This is a genomic window from Streptomyces sp. M2CJ-2 (genome assembly GCF_016757295.1).
Taxonomy (GTDB): domain Bacteria; phylum Actinomycetota; class Actinomycetes; order Streptomycetales; family Streptomycetaceae; genus Streptomyces.
This window is the reverse complement of sequence record NZ_JAESIF010000004.1, coordinates 40,585-56,635: the sequence shown is the minus strand read 5'-3', so window position 1 is coordinate 56,635 and position 16,051 is coordinate 40,585. Positions and strand designations below refer to the sequence as shown.

General features: G+C 72.1%; 15 protein-coding genes and 1 riboswitch. Of the genes, 3 read left to right on the top strand and 12 right to left on the bottom strand.

Annotation, left to right across the window (positions count from 1 at the left end; all coding sequences use genetic code 11):
- Nucleotides 1-12 precede the first annotated feature (12 nt).
- The 8 genes from JL475_RS05825 to JL475_RS05790 all read right to left on the bottom strand — a co-directional run bounded on the left by JL475_RS05825 (nucleotide 13) and on the right by JL475_RS05790 (nucleotide 9,477).
- A complete protein-coding gene (locus tag JL475_RS05825) occupies nucleotides 13-252 on the bottom strand; it encodes a hypothetical protein (RefSeq protein WP_202276066.1) in 240 nt (79 codons plus the stop codon).
- Nucleotides 249-1,742, bottom strand: coding sequence for an Asp-tRNA(Asn)/Glu-tRNA(Gln) amidotransferase subunit GatA (gene gatA, locus JL475_RS05820; RefSeq protein WP_202276064.1), 1,494 nt, complete (start codon nucleotides 1,740-1,742; stop codon nucleotides 249-251). The genes JL475_RS05825 and gatA overlap by 4 nt, the downstream gene beginning before the upstream one ends.
- Nucleotides 1,743-1,747: 5 nt before the next feature.
- Nucleotides 1,748-2,044 (bottom strand): Asp-tRNA(Asn)/Glu-tRNA(Gln) amidotransferase subunit GatC, encoded by a 297-nt coding sequence (gene gatC, locus JL475_RS05815; RefSeq protein ID WP_031117542.1) that lies wholly within the window; start codon nucleotides 2,042-2,044, stop codon nucleotides 1,748-1,750.
- Nucleotides 2,045-2,295: 251 nt separating this feature from the next.
- On the bottom strand, nucleotides 2,296-4,686 hold the full coding sequence (locus tag JL475_RS05810) for a bifunctional diguanylate cyclase/phosphodiesterase (RefSeq protein ID WP_202276062.1): 2,391 nt from the start codon (nucleotides 4,684-4,686) through the stop codon (nucleotides 2,296-2,298).
- Between the two features lie 259 nt (nucleotides 4,687-4,945).
- Nucleotides 4,946-7,141, bottom strand: a complete 2,196-nt coding sequence (ligA, locus tag JL475_RS05805; protein ID WP_202276060.1) for an NAD-dependent DNA ligase LigA — start codon at nucleotides 7,139-7,141, stop codon at nucleotides 4,946-4,948.
- Between the two features lie 14 nt (nucleotides 7,142-7,155).
- Nucleotides 7,156-8,163, bottom strand: coding sequence for a methionine synthase (locus JL475_RS05800; RefSeq protein WP_202276058.1), 1,008 nt, complete (start codon nucleotides 8,161-8,163; stop codon nucleotides 7,156-7,158).
- Nucleotides 8,164-8,220: 57 nt separating this feature from the next.
- Nucleotides 8,221-8,919: an SDR family oxidoreductase gene (locus JL475_RS05795; RefSeq protein ID WP_202276056.1), complete on the bottom strand. Its 699-nt coding sequence runs from the start codon at nucleotides 8,917-8,919 to the stop codon at nucleotides 8,221-8,223.
- 18 nt (nucleotides 8,920-8,937) lie between these two features.
- A complete protein-coding gene (locus JL475_RS05790; protein ID WP_202276054.1) occupies nucleotides 8,938-9,477 on the bottom strand; it encodes a TIGR00730 family Rossman fold protein in 540 nt (179 codons plus the stop codon).
- Between the two features lie 108 nt (nucleotides 9,478-9,585).
- Between JL475_RS05790 and JL475_RS05785 the strand changes: the two genes are divergently transcribed.
- Together JL475_RS05785 and JL475_RS05780 are read left to right on the top strand one after the other, a co-directional pair.
- Nucleotides 9,586-9,927 carry a DUF427 domain-containing protein gene (locus JL475_RS05785; protein ID WP_202276052.1) on the top strand — a complete coding sequence of 114 codons (342 nt, stop codon included), beginning with the start codon at nucleotides 9,586-9,588 and terminating at the stop codon, nucleotides 9,925-9,927.
- 80 nt (nucleotides 9,928-10,007) lie between these two features.
- Nucleotides 10,008-10,787, top strand: a complete 780-nt coding sequence (locus JL475_RS05780; RefSeq protein WP_202276050.1) for an alpha/beta fold hydrolase — start codon at nucleotides 10,008-10,010, stop codon at nucleotides 10,785-10,787.
- Nucleotides 10,788-10,895: 108 nt separating this feature from the next.
- Here the strand turns inward: JL475_RS05780 and mnmA are convergent, their stop codons facing one another.
- On the bottom strand, nucleotides 10,896-12,041 hold the full coding sequence (mnmA, locus tag JL475_RS05775) for a tRNA 2-thiouridine(34) synthase MnmA (protein ID WP_202276048.1): 1,146 nt from the start codon (nucleotides 12,039-12,041) through the stop codon (nucleotides 10,896-10,898).
- Nucleotides 12,042-12,100: 59 nt separating this feature from the next.
- On the opposite strand from mnmA, the gene JL475_RS05770 reads away from it, so the two are divergent.
- Nucleotides 12,101-12,766, top strand: a complete 666-nt coding sequence (locus JL475_RS05770; protein WP_202276046.1) for an N-acetylmuramoyl-L-alanine amidase — start codon at nucleotides 12,101-12,103, stop codon at nucleotides 12,764-12,766.
- Nucleotides 12,767-12,850: 84 nt separating this feature from the next.
- A riboswitch (TPP riboswitch) is annotated at nucleotides 12,851-13,027 on the top strand.
- Between the two features lie 20 nt (nucleotides 13,028-13,047).
- Here JL475_RS05770 and JL475_RS05765 read toward each other — a convergent pair.
- The 3 genes from JL475_RS05765 to JL475_RS05755 form a co-directional block, all read right to left on the bottom strand.
- Entirely contained in the window at nucleotides 13,048-14,217 is a 1,170-nt protein-coding gene (locus JL475_RS05765) for a cysteine desulfurase family protein (protein ID WP_202276044.1), read from the bottom strand.
- A gap of 217 nt (nucleotides 14,218-14,434) precedes the next feature.
- A complete protein-coding gene (locus JL475_RS05760) occupies nucleotides 14,435-15,298 on the bottom strand; it encodes a thioesterase family protein (RefSeq protein WP_202276042.1) in 864 nt (287 codons plus the stop codon).
- A gap of 70 nt (nucleotides 15,299-15,368) precedes the next feature.
- A complete protein-coding gene (locus JL475_RS05755) occupies nucleotides 15,369-16,028 on the bottom strand; it encodes a trimeric intracellular cation channel family protein (RefSeq protein WP_202276040.1) in 660 nt (219 codons plus the stop codon).
- Between the last annotated feature and the right edge of the window lie 23 nt (nucleotides 16,029-16,051).

The following is a 16,051-nucleotide window of genomic DNA, read 5'->3' as shown; positions in this document are numbered from 1 at the left end:
GAAACTTCCCTCTCAGCCCAGCAGGACGTCGTCGTCGCCGAGGCGCTTCAGCTCGCGGTAGAGGATGGCGAGGTTGGTGACGGCCGCGGCGGCGGTGACGACGGCGTCGACCAGCCGCAGCGTGTCGTTCTCGCCACGCGCCTTCTTGATCTGCTTGTAGACACCCACGGCGCCGAACGCCGAGGTGGCCATCGAGACGTACAGACCCGACTTGGACTTCTTGAAGCCCTTGGCCTTGGACAGTGCGCTCACAGCGACGGAGCCTCCTCGATCAGCGGGTGGCCCCACTTTTCCACGAAGGCGGCCTCGACGGCGGCACCCACCTTGTAGAGGCGGTCGTCCTTCATGACCGGGGCGATGATCTGCAGCCCGACCGGCAGGTTGTCCTCGGGTGCGAGGCCGCAGGGCAGCGACATGGCCGCGTTGCCCGCCAGGTTGGTCGGGATGGTGCACAGGTCGGCGAGGTACATCGCCATCGGGTCGTCGGCGCGCTCGCCGATCGCGAAGGCGGTGGTGGGGGTCGTCGGGGAGACGATCACGTCGACCCGTTCGAACGCCTTGTCGAAGTCCTGCTTGATGAGCGTACGGACCTTCTGGGCGCTGCCGTAGTACGCGTCGTAGTAGCCGCTCGACAGGGCGTACGTACCGAGCATGATGCGGCGCTTGACCTCCGGGCCGAAGCCCGCCTCGCGGGTCAGCGAGGTGACCTCCTCGGCGGAGTGCGTGCCGTCGTCGCCGGTCCGCAGGCCGTAGCGCAGGCCGTCGAAGCGGGCGAGGTTGGAGGAGCACTCGGACGGGGCGATCAGGTAGTACGCCGACAGGGCGAGGTCGAAGGACGGGCAGTCCAGCTCGACGATCTCGGCACCCAGTTCCTTGAGCAGCTCGACGGACTCGTCGAACCGCTGGATGACGCCGGCCTGGTAGCCCTCGCCGCGGAACTGCTTGACCACGCCGACGCGCATGCCCTGGACGGAGCCGTTACGGGCGGCCTCGACGACCGGCGGGACCGGGGCGTCGATGGAGGTGGAGTCGAGCGGGTCGTGCCCGGCGATGACCTCGTGCAGCAGGGCCGCGTCCAGGACCGTGCGGGCACAGGGGCCGCCCTGGTCGAGGGAGGAGGAGAACGCCACCATGCCGTAGCGGGAGACCGCGCCGTAGGTCGGCTTCACGCCGACCGTTCCGGTGACGGCGGCCGGCTGGCGGATGGAGCCGCCGGTGTCGGTGCCGATGGCCAGGGGGGCCTGGAAGGAGGCGAGCGCGGCGCTCGACCCGCCGCCGGAGCCACCGGGGATCTTGGTGAGGTCCCAGGGGTTGCCGGTCGGGCCGTAGGCGCTGTTCTCGGTCGACGACCCCATGGCGAACTCGTCCATGTTGGTCTTGCCGAGGATGACGACGTCGGCGGCCTTGAGCCGCCGGGTGAGCGTCGCGTCGTACGGCGGGATCCAGCCCTCGAGGAGCTTGGAGCCGACGGTGGTCGGGATGCCCTCGGTGGTGAAGATGTCCTTGAGCGCGAGGGGCACACCGGCCAGCGGGCCGAGCTTCTCCCCCTTGGCGCGCTTCTCGTCGACGGCACGGGCCTGCGCGAGGGCGCCCTCGCGGTCGACGTGCAGGAAGGCGTGCACCTTCTCGTCGACGGCCTCGATCCGGGCCAGGTGTGCCTCGGTGACCTGGACGGCCGTGAGCTCGCCGGAGGCGATCTTCGCGGCGGTGTCGGCGGCCGTGAGCTTGATGATGTCCGTCATGGAATTCAGTCCTCCCCCAGGATCTGCGGCACCTTGAAACGCTGCTGCTCCTGGGCCGGGGCGCCGGAGAGCGCCTGCTCGGGGGTGAGCGAGGGACGGACCTCGTCCGGGCGCATGACGTTCGTCAGCGGCAGCGGGTGCGAGGTCGGCGGTACGTCTTGGTCGGCGACCTCGCTGACGCGGGCCACCGCGCCGATGATGTCGTCGAGCTGGCCTGCGAAGTGGTCGAGTTCTTCGGGCTTCAGCTCCAGACGCGCCAGCCGGGCGAGGTGGGCGACCTCCTCGCGCGTAATGCCAGGCATGCAGCGATCCTCTGGGGTGAGTGTGCGGTTCGGGGCTAGGGCCGTCGCGATCCGGGCCAGGCGTGGAGCGGCGGGCGGGAAGGTGACGACAGGCCCCAATCCTATGGGGCGCCGCCCCGTACCCGTGAAACGGTTTCCCCCGCCCCCGGAATCACGGCGGACCGATTCCGTGATCAGGACGCCGGAACCCGGGCCGGCACCGCCCCCGACACCACCGCCGGCCGCGCTCACCCGGTCGGCACGGGACGGTGTCAGGCCGGGCGGGTCGAGTCGTCGGATGCCGCCACCGGGAGGGCCTCTGCCGGGCGTTGCCAGCCTCGGGAGCCGCGGGCGAGGAGCCAGGCCGTGGTCTCGTCGGGCGGCATCGCGGCCGCGACCAGCCAGCCCTGGACGGCGTCGCAGCCGAGGTCGCGCAGGCGTTCCCAGGTCTCGTCGTCCTCGACGCCCTCGGCGACGACGAGCAGGCCGAGCGAATGGGCGAGGTCGACGGTACAGCGCACGATCTCGGCGTCCTCGGGGTCGACGGCCAGCCGGGCCACGAAGGAGCGGTCGATCTTCAGTTCGCTGACGGGCAGCCGCCGCAGGTGCACGAGTGAGGAGTAGCCGGTGCCGAAGTCGTCCAGGGACATCTTCACGCCGTGGCCGGTCAGCCCGTTGAGGGTGTCTGCGGCGCGCTGCGGGTCCTCCAGGAGGACGTGCTCGGTGATCTCGAGCTGGAGCGCTCCGGCCGGCACGCCGTGCCGGGCCAGTCGCGCCGCGACGGAGCCGGCGAAGCCGGGGGTGTGGACGTCACGCGGGGAGACGTTGACCGCGACCGGCACGAACAGGCCTTGGGAGCGCCACCGGGCGACCTGCCCGAGAGCCGTCTCCAGCACGTACTCGGTGAGGTGCGGCATCAGGCCGGAGGACTCGGCGATCGCTATGAACTCGTCCGGCGGGACCCTGCCGCGCTCCGGGTGCACCCAGCGGACCAGGGCCTCCAGGCCCGCGACCTGTCCGTCGAAACGGACCTTGGGCTGGTAGTGGAGCTGGACCTCGTGGGCGTCCAGGGCCCGGCGCAGGTCGCCCAGGAGTCCCAGCCGGTCGGGGGTGTTGGAGTCCCGCTTGGACTCGTAGACCTCGACGCCGGTACGGTCCCGTTTGGCCTGGTACATCGCCACGTCCGCCCGCCGCAGCAGCCCCTCGGCGTCGAGGGCGTGGTCGGGGAAGACGGCGACACCCGCGCTGGCCTCCAGCACGAGGGTGAGCCCGTCGAGGTCGAGCGGCGAGCTGAGCACGGAGACCAGACCGCGGGCGACCCGGGTCGCGGACGTCGTGGAGTCGGCGACCGGCAGTAACACGGCGAACTCGTCGCCACCGAGCCGCGCGGCCTCCGCCCCGCGCGGCAGGGCCAGCCTCAGCCGGTCGGCGATCTGCAGCAGCAGCCGGTCACCAGCAAGGTGACCGAGAGTGTCATTGACCGATCGGAAACGGTCGAGGTCGATCAGCATCAGGGCGGCGCGGGCGCCGACGCGCTCGGCGTCGTCCAGCGCGGTCCAGATACGTTCCAGCAGCCACTGGCGGTTGGGCAGCCCGGTCAGCGGATCGCGCAACTGCTCCTCCGCCCGGGCCCTGGCTATCCACAGGGTGGAGTCGAGCGCGATCAGCGGGATGGCGAACAGCGGCAGCAGGATCGGCCGGGCGTACGCGACCACGCAGATCAGCGGTGCTATGCCGAGCAGCGCGACCGCGACCAGGCCCTGTCTGACCAGGGCGGTGCGGGCGACGGTGGGCAGTCCGGCGCGCGGGGTGTGCAGGTACCAGAGGAGGGTGCGGGTGACCGCGAGATACGCGGCGACGGCCAGCACCACCTCGGCGGCGGTGTGCAGGCCCCAGGTGTCCGGGGTCGAGGGGGACTCGACGGACGGTACGGCCCCGAAGAGCGCCGGCACCAGCGCGCCGGCGCTGATACCGAGCAGGTCCACCGCGCCGTGCAGGACGCCCTGACGCCAACGGCCCCGCCTGGCTATGCCGACCAGCACGACCACGGTGAGGCTGACCAGACCGGCCGGGACCCCGCCGTAGAGCAGCAGCACCGCGAGGGTGACGGCGCTGCCCGAGCCGGTGCCGCCCCACCAGCGGGAGCGGCCCAGCATCACCAGGTGGCCGACGATGATCCCGGTCAGCACGGCCAGCGACCAGCCGACCCGGCCGGACGGGAAGAGCGCGTGACCGCCGGTGAACGCCCGCAGGAAGCCGACGCCCAGGACGAACGCGGCCGCCGCGACGACCGTGGTGGGCAACGCGGGCCAGGACGGGTGGCGTTCGGTGTCCGCTTCGGGCAGTCCGGTGCGGTGCGAGGGCAGTCCGGTGCCCGGCGAGGACGCTCGGGGACCGCGCGGCGACCGTCCCGAACCGCGCGGGGGCCGCCCGGGAGTGTGTCCGGCCGCAGGCCGTCCGACAGCCGCCTGTCCGGCGACCGACTGCCCTACGGCCGGCGGTCCGGCGCCGCGTGCGTCCACGGTGTACGCCACCGGGCGCCCTTGGGTGCCCGGATGCCCCGCGGGCCGCCCGTCCCCACGTCTGCGTCGCCCTACGGCCGCCATGCGGCGCAGGCCCAGGCGCAGCCGTGAGCCCGGGGCGGCGCTCTCGGTGGGTTCCATTCCCGTCCCTCTCACAGCCGGCGGTGCCCACGCCGCACGGCTCGATGCCCGACTACCCTCAGCGGCTCCGTGACAGAAAGCCCTTCCACGGCCCCGTCATGAACACAGGGATGCCCCGACCGCAGCTGGGCACGGCAGGCGCACATCCCAACACTAGGCCGCAGAGGGCTTTCAGGGGCACCGGTCGCCGACGGTTGCCCGAATGCGCCCCAGCCACCCGTATGCGTCTGGTATGCGCCGATCGGGTGGCCTCCCACCGCTACTCCTCGGCCTGAAGTGCCACGTCGGAGGCGGCTTCCGGCCCTTCCTCGAGAAGAACGGTGAAGCCCTCCTCGTTCAGAACCGGCACCTTGAGCTGCATCGCCTTGTCGTGTTTCGACCCGGGATTGTCTCCCACGACGACGAAGGACGTCTTCTTCGAGACCGAACCGGTCACCTTCGCTCCCCGGGTCTGCAGCGCCTCCTTCGCGCCGTCCCGGGTGTAGTGCTCCAGGGTGCCGGTCACCACGACCGTCAGTCCCGCCAGTGGACGCGGGCCCTCGTCCTCGCCGGACCCCTCGTCCTCCATGCGGACACCGGCCGCCCGCCACTTGCGGATGATCTCGCGGTGCCAGTCCTCGGCGAACCACTGCTTGAGGGAGGCGGCGATGGTCGGGCCGACCCCCTCGGTGCCCGCCAGCTCCTCCTCGGTGGCCTGCTCGATGCGGTCGATGGAGCGGAACTCGCGGGCCAGCGCCTCCGCCGCGACCGGGCCGACATGACGGATCGACAGACTGGTCAGCACGCGGGCCAGCGGACGCTCCTTGGCCGCCTCGATGTTCGCCAGCATCGCGACCGCGTTCTTCCTCGGCTCGCCCTCCTGGTTGGCGAAGACGGTGGCGATCTTCTCGTCTCCGGTCTTCGGATCCCGCTTGGGCAGACCGCTGTCCTGGTCGAGGACGTACGCCTTGATGGGCAGCAGTTGCTCGACGGTGAGGTCGAACAGGTCGCCCTCGTCCCTCAGCGGCGGCTCCTTCGGTTCCAGCGGCCCGGTCAGCGCCGCGGCGGCCACATAGCCGAAGTGCTCGATGTCCAGCGCCTTGCGCCCGGCGAGGTAGAACAGCCGCTCCCGCAACTGGGCAGGGCAGGTGCGGGCGTTGGGGCAGCGCAGGTCGACGTCGCCCTCCTTCATCGGGCGCAGCGGCGTGCCGCACTCCGGGCACTCGGCCGGCATCACGAACTCGCGTTCGCTGCCGTCCCGCAGGTCGGCGACCGGGCCGAGGATCTCCGGGATGACGTCACCGGCCTTGCGCAGCACCACCGTGTCACCGATGAGGACACCCTTGGCCTTGACCACGTCCTGGTTGTGCAGCGTGGCGAACTCCACCTCGGAACCGGCCACGGTGACCGGCTCGACCTGCGCGTACGGCGTGACCCTGCCCGTACGGCCCACGCCCACGCGGATGTTGACCAGCTTGGTGTTGACCTCCTCGGGCGCGTACTTGTACGCGATGGCCCAGCGCGGGGCGCGCGAGGTGGAGCCGAGACGGCCCTGGAGCGGGATCTCGTCGAGCTTGACCACCACTCCGTCGATCTCGTGCGCCACGGAGTGCCGGTTCTCGCCGTAGTACGCGATGAACTCCCGTACGCCGGCGAGACCGTCGACGACCCTGTTGTGCTCGGAGGTGGGCAGGCCCCAGGTCTTGAGCAGGTCGTAGCCCTGGGAGAGGCGGGTCATGCCCTTGTAGCCCTCCAGGACACCGATGCCGTGGACCACCATGTGCAGCGGGCGGGTGGCGGTGACCCGCGGGTCCTTCTGACGCAGCGAACCGGCCGCCGCGTTGCGCGGGTTGGCGAACGGCTTGTCACCGGCCGCGACCAGCCGCGCGTTGAGCTCCTGGAACTTCTCCATCGGGAAATAGACCTCGCCGCGGATCTCCACGAGGTCGGGCACCTCGTCGCCCCCCAGCCGGTCCGGGATCTCGGCGATGGTACGGACGTTGGGCGTGATGTCCTCGCCGGTGCGGCCGTCGCCCCGGGTCGCCGCGCGGACGAGCCGGCCCCGCTCGTAGGTGAGGTTGACGGCCAGGCCGTCGACCTTCAGCTCGCACAGGAAGTGGAACTTCTGCTCGCCCAGCTCCTTGTGGATGCGCTCGACCCATGCGGCGAGGTCGTCGTCGTTGAAGGTGTTGTCGAGGGAGAGCATGCGCGAGACGTGCTGCACGGAGGTGAACTCCGTCTCGTACGCCCCGGCGACCTTCTGGGTCGGCGAGTCGGGCGTGCGCAGCTCCGGATGCTCCTCCTCCAGCGCCTCCAACTCCCGCAGCAGCCGGTCGAACTCGGCGTCGCTGATGACGGGCGCGTCGTTCACGTAGTACCGGAAGCGGTGCTCCTCGATCTGCTCAGCGAGCTTGGCGTGCTGCTCCCGTGCCTCGGCCGGCACGCTCGTCGTCTCCGCCTGCTTGTCACCCGCCACCGTGTGTCCTCCCGTTACTCTGGGTTGTCCGCCAGGGATCTCGCCGCCCGGACGCAGTGCGCGTAGGCCTTGCGCGCGTACTCCGGGGAGGCCCCCGCGAGTCCGCACGCCGGAGTGACCGTGACCGCCTCCGGGAGAAGGTCCGGCCGCAGCCCCAGCCTGCGCCACAGCGTTCTGACACCCATGACGCTACCGGCAGGGTCTGACAGCGGGCCGTCCGTGCCCGGCACGACCCCGGTGAACAGCCGGGTGCCGCTCTCCACCGCCTCTCCGATCGTGTCGTCGTCACGCTCGGTGAGGAGCGAGAAGTCGAACGAGATCGCCTGCGCGCCCGCCCGGCGCAGCAGGGCGAACGGTACGTCCGGCGCGCACGAGTGGACCACGACGGGCCCGTCGTCGTGCACCCCGACGACGTCCCGGAGCGCGGCCTCGACCAGCTGCCGGTCCACCGCGCGGTGGGTGCGGTAGCCGCTGGCGCTGCGCACCCGGCCGCGCAGGACGTCGGTGAGGGACGGCTCGTCGAGCTGGAGGACGAGCCGCGCGCCGGGCACCCGGCGCCGCATCTCGTCGAGGTGCAGACGCAGCCCCTCGGCGAGCGAGGCGGTGAGGTCACGGCAGGCGCCGGGGTCGGAGAGGGCGGCCTCCCCGTTCCTCAGCTCCAGCTGGGCGGCGAGCGTCCACGGACCCACGGCCTGCACCTTCAGCGGGCCCTCGTACCCCTGGGTGAACTCCTCCAGCGCGTCGAGGTCCTCACCGAGCCAGGAACGGGCCCGCCTGGTGTCCCGCCCCGGCCGGTCCCCGATCCGCCAGCCGCTGGGCTCCACGCGCGCGTACAGCTCGACGAGCATCCCGGCGGTCCGTCCGATCATGTCCGCGCCGGGTCCCCGGGCGGGCAGTTCGGGCAGGAACGGAAAGTCCTCGAAGCTTCCGGTGACGGTCTTGACGGCCTCGCGGGCGTCCCCGCCCGGCATCGACCCGACCCCGGTCGCGGCCCCGAAGCTGAACTGGCTGTTATCGCTCACCGGAGAAGCGTACGGAACGGTCCGGGCATCCCGCGTCCCGGTCCTACGCCCCTGGGGTCAGCGTCCCGGCCGTACCGTCAGATCGTTGACCTCCGCGTCCCCGGGCAGGTCGAGGGCCATGAGGACGGTCGTGGCGACCGACTCGGGGTCGATCCACCGGCCGGGGTCGTAGTCCTTGCCCTCCTGCTGGTGGACCTTGGCCTGCATGGGGCTGGCGGTGCGGCCGGGGTAGACCGAGGTGACGCGGACTCCGTTGCCGTGCTCCTCCTGGCGCAGCGAGTCGGCGAGCGCCTTCAGGCCGTGCTTGGAGGCCGCGTAGGCGGACCACTGGGCGTGGGCGTTCAGCCCGGCGCCGGAGTTGACGAAGACCACGTGGCCCCGGCTCGCGCGGAGCTGGGGCAGGAAGTGGCGGGTGAGTTCGGCGGGGGCGACGAGGTTGACGTCGAGCTGGTGCCGCCAGGTCTTCGGGGTCAGCTCGCCGACCGTGCCGAGGTCGACGACGCCGGCGATGTGCAGCAGGGAGTCCACCCGGTCCGGGAGCGACTGGTGGGAGAAGGCCCAGCTGAGCCTCTCGGGTTCCGCCAGGTCGCCGACGAGGGTCCGTGCCCCGGGGAACGCGGCCGCCAGCTCCTTCGCCCGCCCCGCCTCGCGCGCGTGCAGCACGAGTTCGTCCCCGCGCGCGTGCAGCCTGCGGGCGACGGCCGCGCCGATGCCGGAGCCCGCTCCGGTGATCACATGTGTAGCCATGCCCGCCATGCTCGCATCATCGGCGGGTCACTCGATGCCCTGGCTCTCCTCCAGGTACGCCAGTGCGCCTACGGGGTCCTCGGCGAAGAACACCAGGTCGGTGAGGGCGCGGGGCAGGAAGCCCTCGTCCTCCATCCGCCGGAACTGCGTCTTGAGGCCGTCGTAGAAGCCCGCGGTGTTCAGCAGGACCACCGGCTTGTCCGTGTGCCCGTGCTTCTTCAGCTCCAGGATCTCGGTGGCCTCGTCCAGGGTGCCGGTACCGCCCACCATGATCACCACCGCGTCGGCCTTCTCGAGGAGCAGGCGCTTACGCTCCGCCAGGTCGGGGGCGATCACCATCTCGTCGGCGTTCCGGCGTGCCGTCGCCGCCAGGAACTCCACCGAGACGCCGAGGAGCCGTCCGCCCGCCTCCTGCACCCCGTCGGCGACGACCTTCATCAGACCGACGTCGGAACCGCCCCACACCAGGGTGTGGCCGCCCTTGCCCAGCAGTCGGGCGAACTCCCGCGCGGGGCCCGTGTAACGCTCGTCGAGGTCGGCCGCGGAGAGGAAGACACAGATGTTCACGGGCCCACAGTACGGGCCCGGCCCGGCGCCCCGACCGAGCCCCCTGGAAGAACCCGGGGCCGGTGTGCGCTGTACCGGCAACAGGCGGACGGCCGAGGAGGAGCGATCGTGACCCGAGAACCCCGAGAACCCCGAGGGCACCGCATCACCGTCGAGCGGAGCGACCGGCACGTGCGCGTGGTGCACGGCGGGGAGGTCCTGGCCGAGAGCGATCGGGCGCTGGTGCTGCGCGAGACGGGCTGCCCCGCTCGGTACTACTTCCCGCCCGAGGACGTACGGCTCGACCTGCTGACCCCGTCCGGGACCCACACCCACTGCCCCTTCAAGGGCACCGCTTCCTACTGGTCCCGCCCGGACGCGGCCGATCTCGTCTGGGCCTACCCGGACCCGAAGTCCGCCGTCGGCGACATCAAGGACCACCTGTGTTTCTACGACGTGGAAGTCCGATGATCGGATAGAAGGGTTGCGATCGACGGACGCGCGGCCCGCCTCACCCATGATCGGGCCGCGGTGCGGCAGTCTGCGGAGACATGGACAAGAACATCGTTTCGCGTGACGGCACCCTCATCGCCCACGAGAGCGCCGGACGGGGTGCCGTGGTCGTCCTCGTCAGCGGCGCGATGTCGACGGGCGCCACGGTGGCGCCACTGGCCGCACCGCTCTCGGAGCGGTTCCGGGTCGTCGTCTACGACCGCCGGGGCCGCGGGGCGAGCGGGGACACCCCGCCGTACGCGGTGGAACGCGAGGTCGAGGACCTGGCGGCGCTGATCGCGGCGATGGGCGGGGAGGCGTCGCTGTACGGCGTCTCCTCGGGCGGCGCGCTGGCGCTGCGCGCGGCGGCGAGCGGTCTGCCGGTGCGCCATGTCGCCGTGTACGAGACGCCGTACGCGATGTCCGAGGAGGACCTGCGCGAGCGCGCGCAGTACACCGAGCGCCTGACGCAGGCACTCGCCGAGGGGCGCCGCGGGGACGCGGTGGAGCTCTTCCTCCGCCTCACCGGGCTCGGCGAGGCGGTGATCCAGAGCGCCCGGCAGTCCCCCATGTGGGCCGGTATGGAGTCGATGGCGCCGAGCCTCGCCCACGACGACGCCGTCATGGGCGGCGGCGGTGTCCCCGTGAAGCTGCTGGCGTCGATCCCCGTGCCGGTGCTGTCCATCGCGGGCGACGCGAGTCCGGCCTGGATGCGCGAGGCCGCCCGGGCCATCGCGGACGCCGCCCCCCGGGGCACCTGCCGCACCCTGGCCGGCCAGACCCACATGGTCGAACCGGACGTCCTGGCCCCGGTCCTGACGGACTTCTTCGCCCGCTGAGGCCCCGAACGGCACCGCGGTCAGGCGGCGAGCACGGACGGCCCGGGCGGCCGGGCCCGGCACCGTTTCGGCGAGCTCACCGCGCCGGCCCCGTCGGACGCCCCGGGGTCAGACCGTCGTGGGGGTCTTCGCGCGGGAGGTCGTGGCGATGGTGGCGGAGCCGACGACGCGGGTCCCCGCGTAGAGGACGACGGCCTGGCCGGGGGCGACTCCTCGGACCGGCTCCGCGAACGACACCTCCAGGGTGCCGTCGACGAGTTCCGCCGTCACCTCGGTCTCGTCGCCGTGGGCGCGGAGCTGGGCGGTGTAGGTGCCGGGGCCGGTCGGGGCGGTGCCGCACCAGCGGGGGTTGATCGCGGTGAGGGCGCCGACGTCGAGGGCGTCCGCGGGGCCGACGGTGACGGTGTTGGTCACCGGGGAGATGTCGAGGACGTAGCGGGGCTTTCCGTCGGGGGCGGGGGTGCCGATCCGCAGGCCCTTGCGCTGGCCGATGGTGAAGCCGTACGCGCCCTCGTGCGTGCCGACCTTGCTGCCGGACTCGTCGACGATGTCGCCCTCGGCCCGGCCCAGGCGGTCGGCGAGGAAGCCCTGGGTGTCGCCGTCGGCGATGAAGCAGATGTCGTGCGAGTCGGGCTTCTTGGCGACCGCGAGCCCACGCCGCTCGGCCTCCGCGCGGATCTCCTCCTTGGTGGTGACCGTGTCGCCGAGCGGGAACATCGCGTGGGCGAGCTGCCGGTCGTCCAGCACGCCCAGGACGTACGACTGGTCCTTGGCCATGTCGGAGGCGCGGTGCAGCTCTCGCGTGCCGTCGGGCAGGGTGACCACCCGCGCGTAGTGGCCGGTGGCCACGGCGTCGAAGCCGAGGGCCAGCGCCTTGTCCAGCAGCGCGGCGAACTTGATCTTCTCGTTGCAGCGCAGGCACGGGTTGGGGGTGCGGCCCGCCTCGTACTCGGCGACGAAGTCCTCCACCACGTCCTCACGGAAGCGGTCGGCGAGGTCCCACACGTAGAACGGGATGCCGATGACGTCGGCGGCGCGGCGGGCGTCGCGCGAGTCCTCGATGGTGCAACAGCCCCGCGCGCCCGTGCGGAAGGACTGGGGGTTCGCGGAGAGCGCGAGGTGGACGCCGGTCACGTCGTGTCCCGCTTCGGCGGCACGGGCGGCGGCCACGGCGGAGTCGACTCCGCCGGACATGGCGGCCAGCACCCGGAGGGGGCGGGGGCGGGGGCTGGAGGGCTGCGGGATTTCAGTCATAACCCCTCCAGGGTACGGGGCACGGGAACCGGAGCCACCGGATATCCGTTGTGGCCGGCATGGGGGAGAGAAGAGCTTCCAAGGACGGCGACCGGCGCATCGGGCGGCGCGCCCTGATCGTCGGCGGGGTGGCTGCCGCCGCGGGCACCGCCGTGCTGGCGCGGGACGAGTTGGGCCGCCTGTGGTGGCGTGTGCCCGGGATCGAGAAGCCGCGCGAGCCGGGCGCGGTCGACTTCTCGGGTGCCCGCTGGGTCGCGGCCTCGGACGCCAACTGGCGGCGCGCGGACCGGCCCGACGACTACGGCATCGAGATGGTGATCGTCCATGTCACCCAGGGCAGCTTCGACAGCGCGGTGCGGGCGTTCCAGGACCCCGGGCACCGGGCGGCCACGCACTACGTCGTCGGGCAGGACGGGCGGATCACCCAGATGATCCGCGAGCTCGACGTGGCGTACCACGCGGGGAACCGCGACTACAACGAGCGCAGCATCGGCATCGAGCACGAGGGGTTCGTGGACCGGCCGCAGGACCTCACGGACGAGATGTACGAGGCCTCCGCCCGGCTCACGGCCCGGATCTGCGCGCGCTACGACATACCCGTCGACCGGAAGCACATCATCGGCCACATCGAGGTGCCGGGGACGGATCACACCGACCCGGGCCCGCACTGGGACTGGGACCGCTACATGAAACTCGTACGTCAGGCGCGCACGGCGACGGCCTGACCCCGCCACCCGAAAAAAGGATGAAAAATCTCAATCCGGACTCTTCCCTCCAGCGGTGGACGTTCTATTATGAAAACAGGCCTACGAGACGAGTGAGGGAGTTCGACCGGAGTAGCCGACTTCAGCGTGAGGTTGCGGCTTCCGCTGGTGCCGACATCGACGGTCGGGCTGAGAGGCCGGAAGGTCGCATTTGGACCGGAAGGCGACCCCTAGTCACCTGATCCGGGTCATACCGGCGAAGGGAACCCGCCTCGTAGGTCGTTGTCGTGCCCGGACGGGGCCTAGCTGAGCCCCGCCGCCCGGGCCCGTTCCACTGCCGGGCCGATGGCCTTGGCCAGGGCTTCGACGTCGGCCCGGGTGGAGGTGTGGCCGAGGGAGAAGCGGAGGGTGCCGCGGGCCAGGTCCGGGTCGGTGCCGGTGGCCAGGAGGACGTGGCTGGGCTGGGCGACGCCCGCCGTGCAGGCGGAACCGGTGGAGCACTCGATGCCCTGGGCGTCGAGCAGGAGCAGCAGGGAGTCGCCCTCGCAGCCGGGGAACGTGAAGTGGGCGTTGGCCGGGAGCCGCCCCCCGGGCGAGGGGTCGCCGCCGAGGACGGCGTCCGGGACGGCCTCGCGGACCGCGGCGACCAGGTCGTCGCGGAGGGCTCCGACCTCGCGGGCGAACCACTCCTGCTGCTCGGCGGCCAGTCGGCCGGCCACCGCGAAGGAGGCGACCGCGGGCACGTCGAGCGTGCCGGAGCGCACGTGGCGCTCCTGACCTCCGCCGTGCAGCACCGGCACGGGGGTGTGCTCGCGGCCCAGGACCAGCGCCCCGATGCCGTACGGGCCGCCGATCTTGTGGCCGGAGACGGTCATCGCGGCGAGCCCCGAGGAGGCGAAGTCCACGGGCACCTGGCCGAAGGCCTGGACCGCGTCGGAGTGCAGCGGAACGCCGAACTCGGCGGCGACCTCGGCGAGTTCACGGACCGGCAGCAGCGTGCCGATCTCGTTGTTCGCCCACATCACGGTGGCCAGGGCGACGTCGTCGGGGTTGCGGGCGATCGCCTCGCGCAGCGCGTCCGGGTGGACCCGGCCGTGGGAGTCGACCGGCAGGTACTCGACGGTGGCGCCCTCGTGCTCGCCGAGCCAGTGCACGGCGTCGAGGACGGCGTGGTGCTCCACGGGGCTCGCGAGGACGCGGGTGCGGGCCGGCTCCGCGTCACGGCGGGCCCAGTACAGGCCCTTCACCGCGAGGTTGTCGGCCTCGGTCCCGCCGGAGGTGAGCACCACCTCGCTGGGGCGGGCGCCGAGGGCTTCGGCGAGGGTTTCGCGGGCCTCCTCGACGCTCCGGCGGGCGCGCCGGCCGGCCGCGTGCAGGGAGGAGGCGTTGCCGGTGACGCCCAGGTGCGCGGTGAGTGCCTCGACCGCCTCGGGAAGCATCGGGGTGGTCGCGGCGTGGTCGAGGTATGCCATGGTGAGCCCGATTCTACGGGCCCTGTCCGGCGGCCCCGGGGGCGCGGTCGGCCGGGAAACGACGCCGGTTCGAGCGCCCCGGCTCAGAAGCCCCCCGGAACGACGTCGCTCACCTGCGGGAACGCCGGCCGGGCCGACAGCTCCACGCCACCGAGGCCGAGGGCCACATTGAGGACAAGCGGACCCGGCAGCCCCGGCACGATGCCTGCCGGACCCCTCAGGGCAGCCGTACGCGGGCGAGCTGGCGGGACTGGGCCACCAGCCGGTCCGTGCTGTCCCAGACCTCGGCGTCCTCCTCCAGGAAGCCGCCGGCGAGGTTGCGGGTGGTGATCGACACCCGCAGCGGGCCGGGCGCCGGACGGGAGCGGACGTGCGCCGTCAGCTCGACCGTGGGGACCCAGCCGGTGAGCCCGATCTCGAAGGCGGTGGGCGGCAGCGCGTCCACGGCGAGCAACAGGGAGAACGGGTCGGCGTCCCGGCCGTCGGCGAGCCCGAACCAGGCCCGCATCTCCCCCTTGCCGGAGGGCTGCCCGAGGGCCCAGCCGAGGGTCGACGGGTCGAGCTTGAGCATCAGCCGCTCGGTGATGGCGGAGCTGCCGTCGACGGGGGTCGGACCGTCCTCGGGGTCGAAGCACTGCTCCATGGGCGGCAGCGCGGGCGGCCGGGCCGCCGTGCGGACGTCGTCGGGGAGGGTGTCCAGGTCGCCGTAGGAGGCCAGTACGCGGATGCGTTCGACCTCGCGGCCCTCGTCGTCGTACTGGAGGAGGGACGCCTGACCGGTCGACAGGGTGCGCCCGGTGCGCACGGTCTCGGTGCGGACGACCGCCGGGCCCGGCCGGGAGGCGGTCAGGTAGTGCGCGGAGATGGTGAACGGGTCCGGGTGCGGCAGGGCGTCGGCGAGGGCGCGGCCCAGGACGGCCAGCAGATAGCCGCCGTTGACGGCGTTGATGATCGTCCAGCCGTCGGAGAGGTCGACGTCGTAGACGCCCGGCGCGCGGAGCGTCACCGCGGTGTCGCGGTCGAACTCGCTGTCACCGACGGTGGCCCGGCTCGCGACCCGGGCGGAGGCTGCTTCTGGCATGGATGAAGAGTACAAGAAGTAGCTACTAAGCGGTAGCTTTGTCGGACGTCCTCCCCTGCGTCGGCCCGTCCTACTCCTCCTCGCGGGCCGTCGAGCGCCGCTGCCACGCGCGGGGCGCCCGCCAGTGGTACCGCAACGCCAGCAGCCGCAGCGTGAACGCCGTGAGCACGGAAAGGGTGCTGGTGAACGAGTTCAGCGCGTCGAAGCGGATGCACAGCGCCGCCATGGTCGCGCCGACCATCGCCGGTACCGCGTAGAGATCGCGGTCCCAGCGCAGCAGCGAGGGCACCTCGTTGGCGAGCACGTCCCGCACCACGCCGCCGCCCACCGCGGTGACCAGGCCGAGGCAGGCGGAGGAGGTCACGCTGAGCCCGTAGTCGTACGCCTTGGCGGTGCCGACGACGCAGAACAGACCGAGCCCGGCGGCGTCGAAGAAGTTGACGGCGTTCTGGATGCGCTCCACGTGCGGGTGCAGGAAGAACACCAGCACCACGGCGAGCAGCGGGGTGACGAAGTACCCCAGGTCCGTGAAGGCGGCGGGCGGCACGGCGCCGATGACCACGTCCCGGAAGAGTCCGCCGCCGAGGGCGGTGGCCTCCGCGAGGACCGCCATGCCGAAGACATCGAGGTTCTTGCGGACGGCCAGCAGGGCACCCGAGATCGCGAAGACGAAGATGCCGATCAGGTCGAGCGCGTGCAGGAGGGACGGGCTGAAGAGTTGCTGGAGCACTTTCACATTCTCACTCAGCAGGA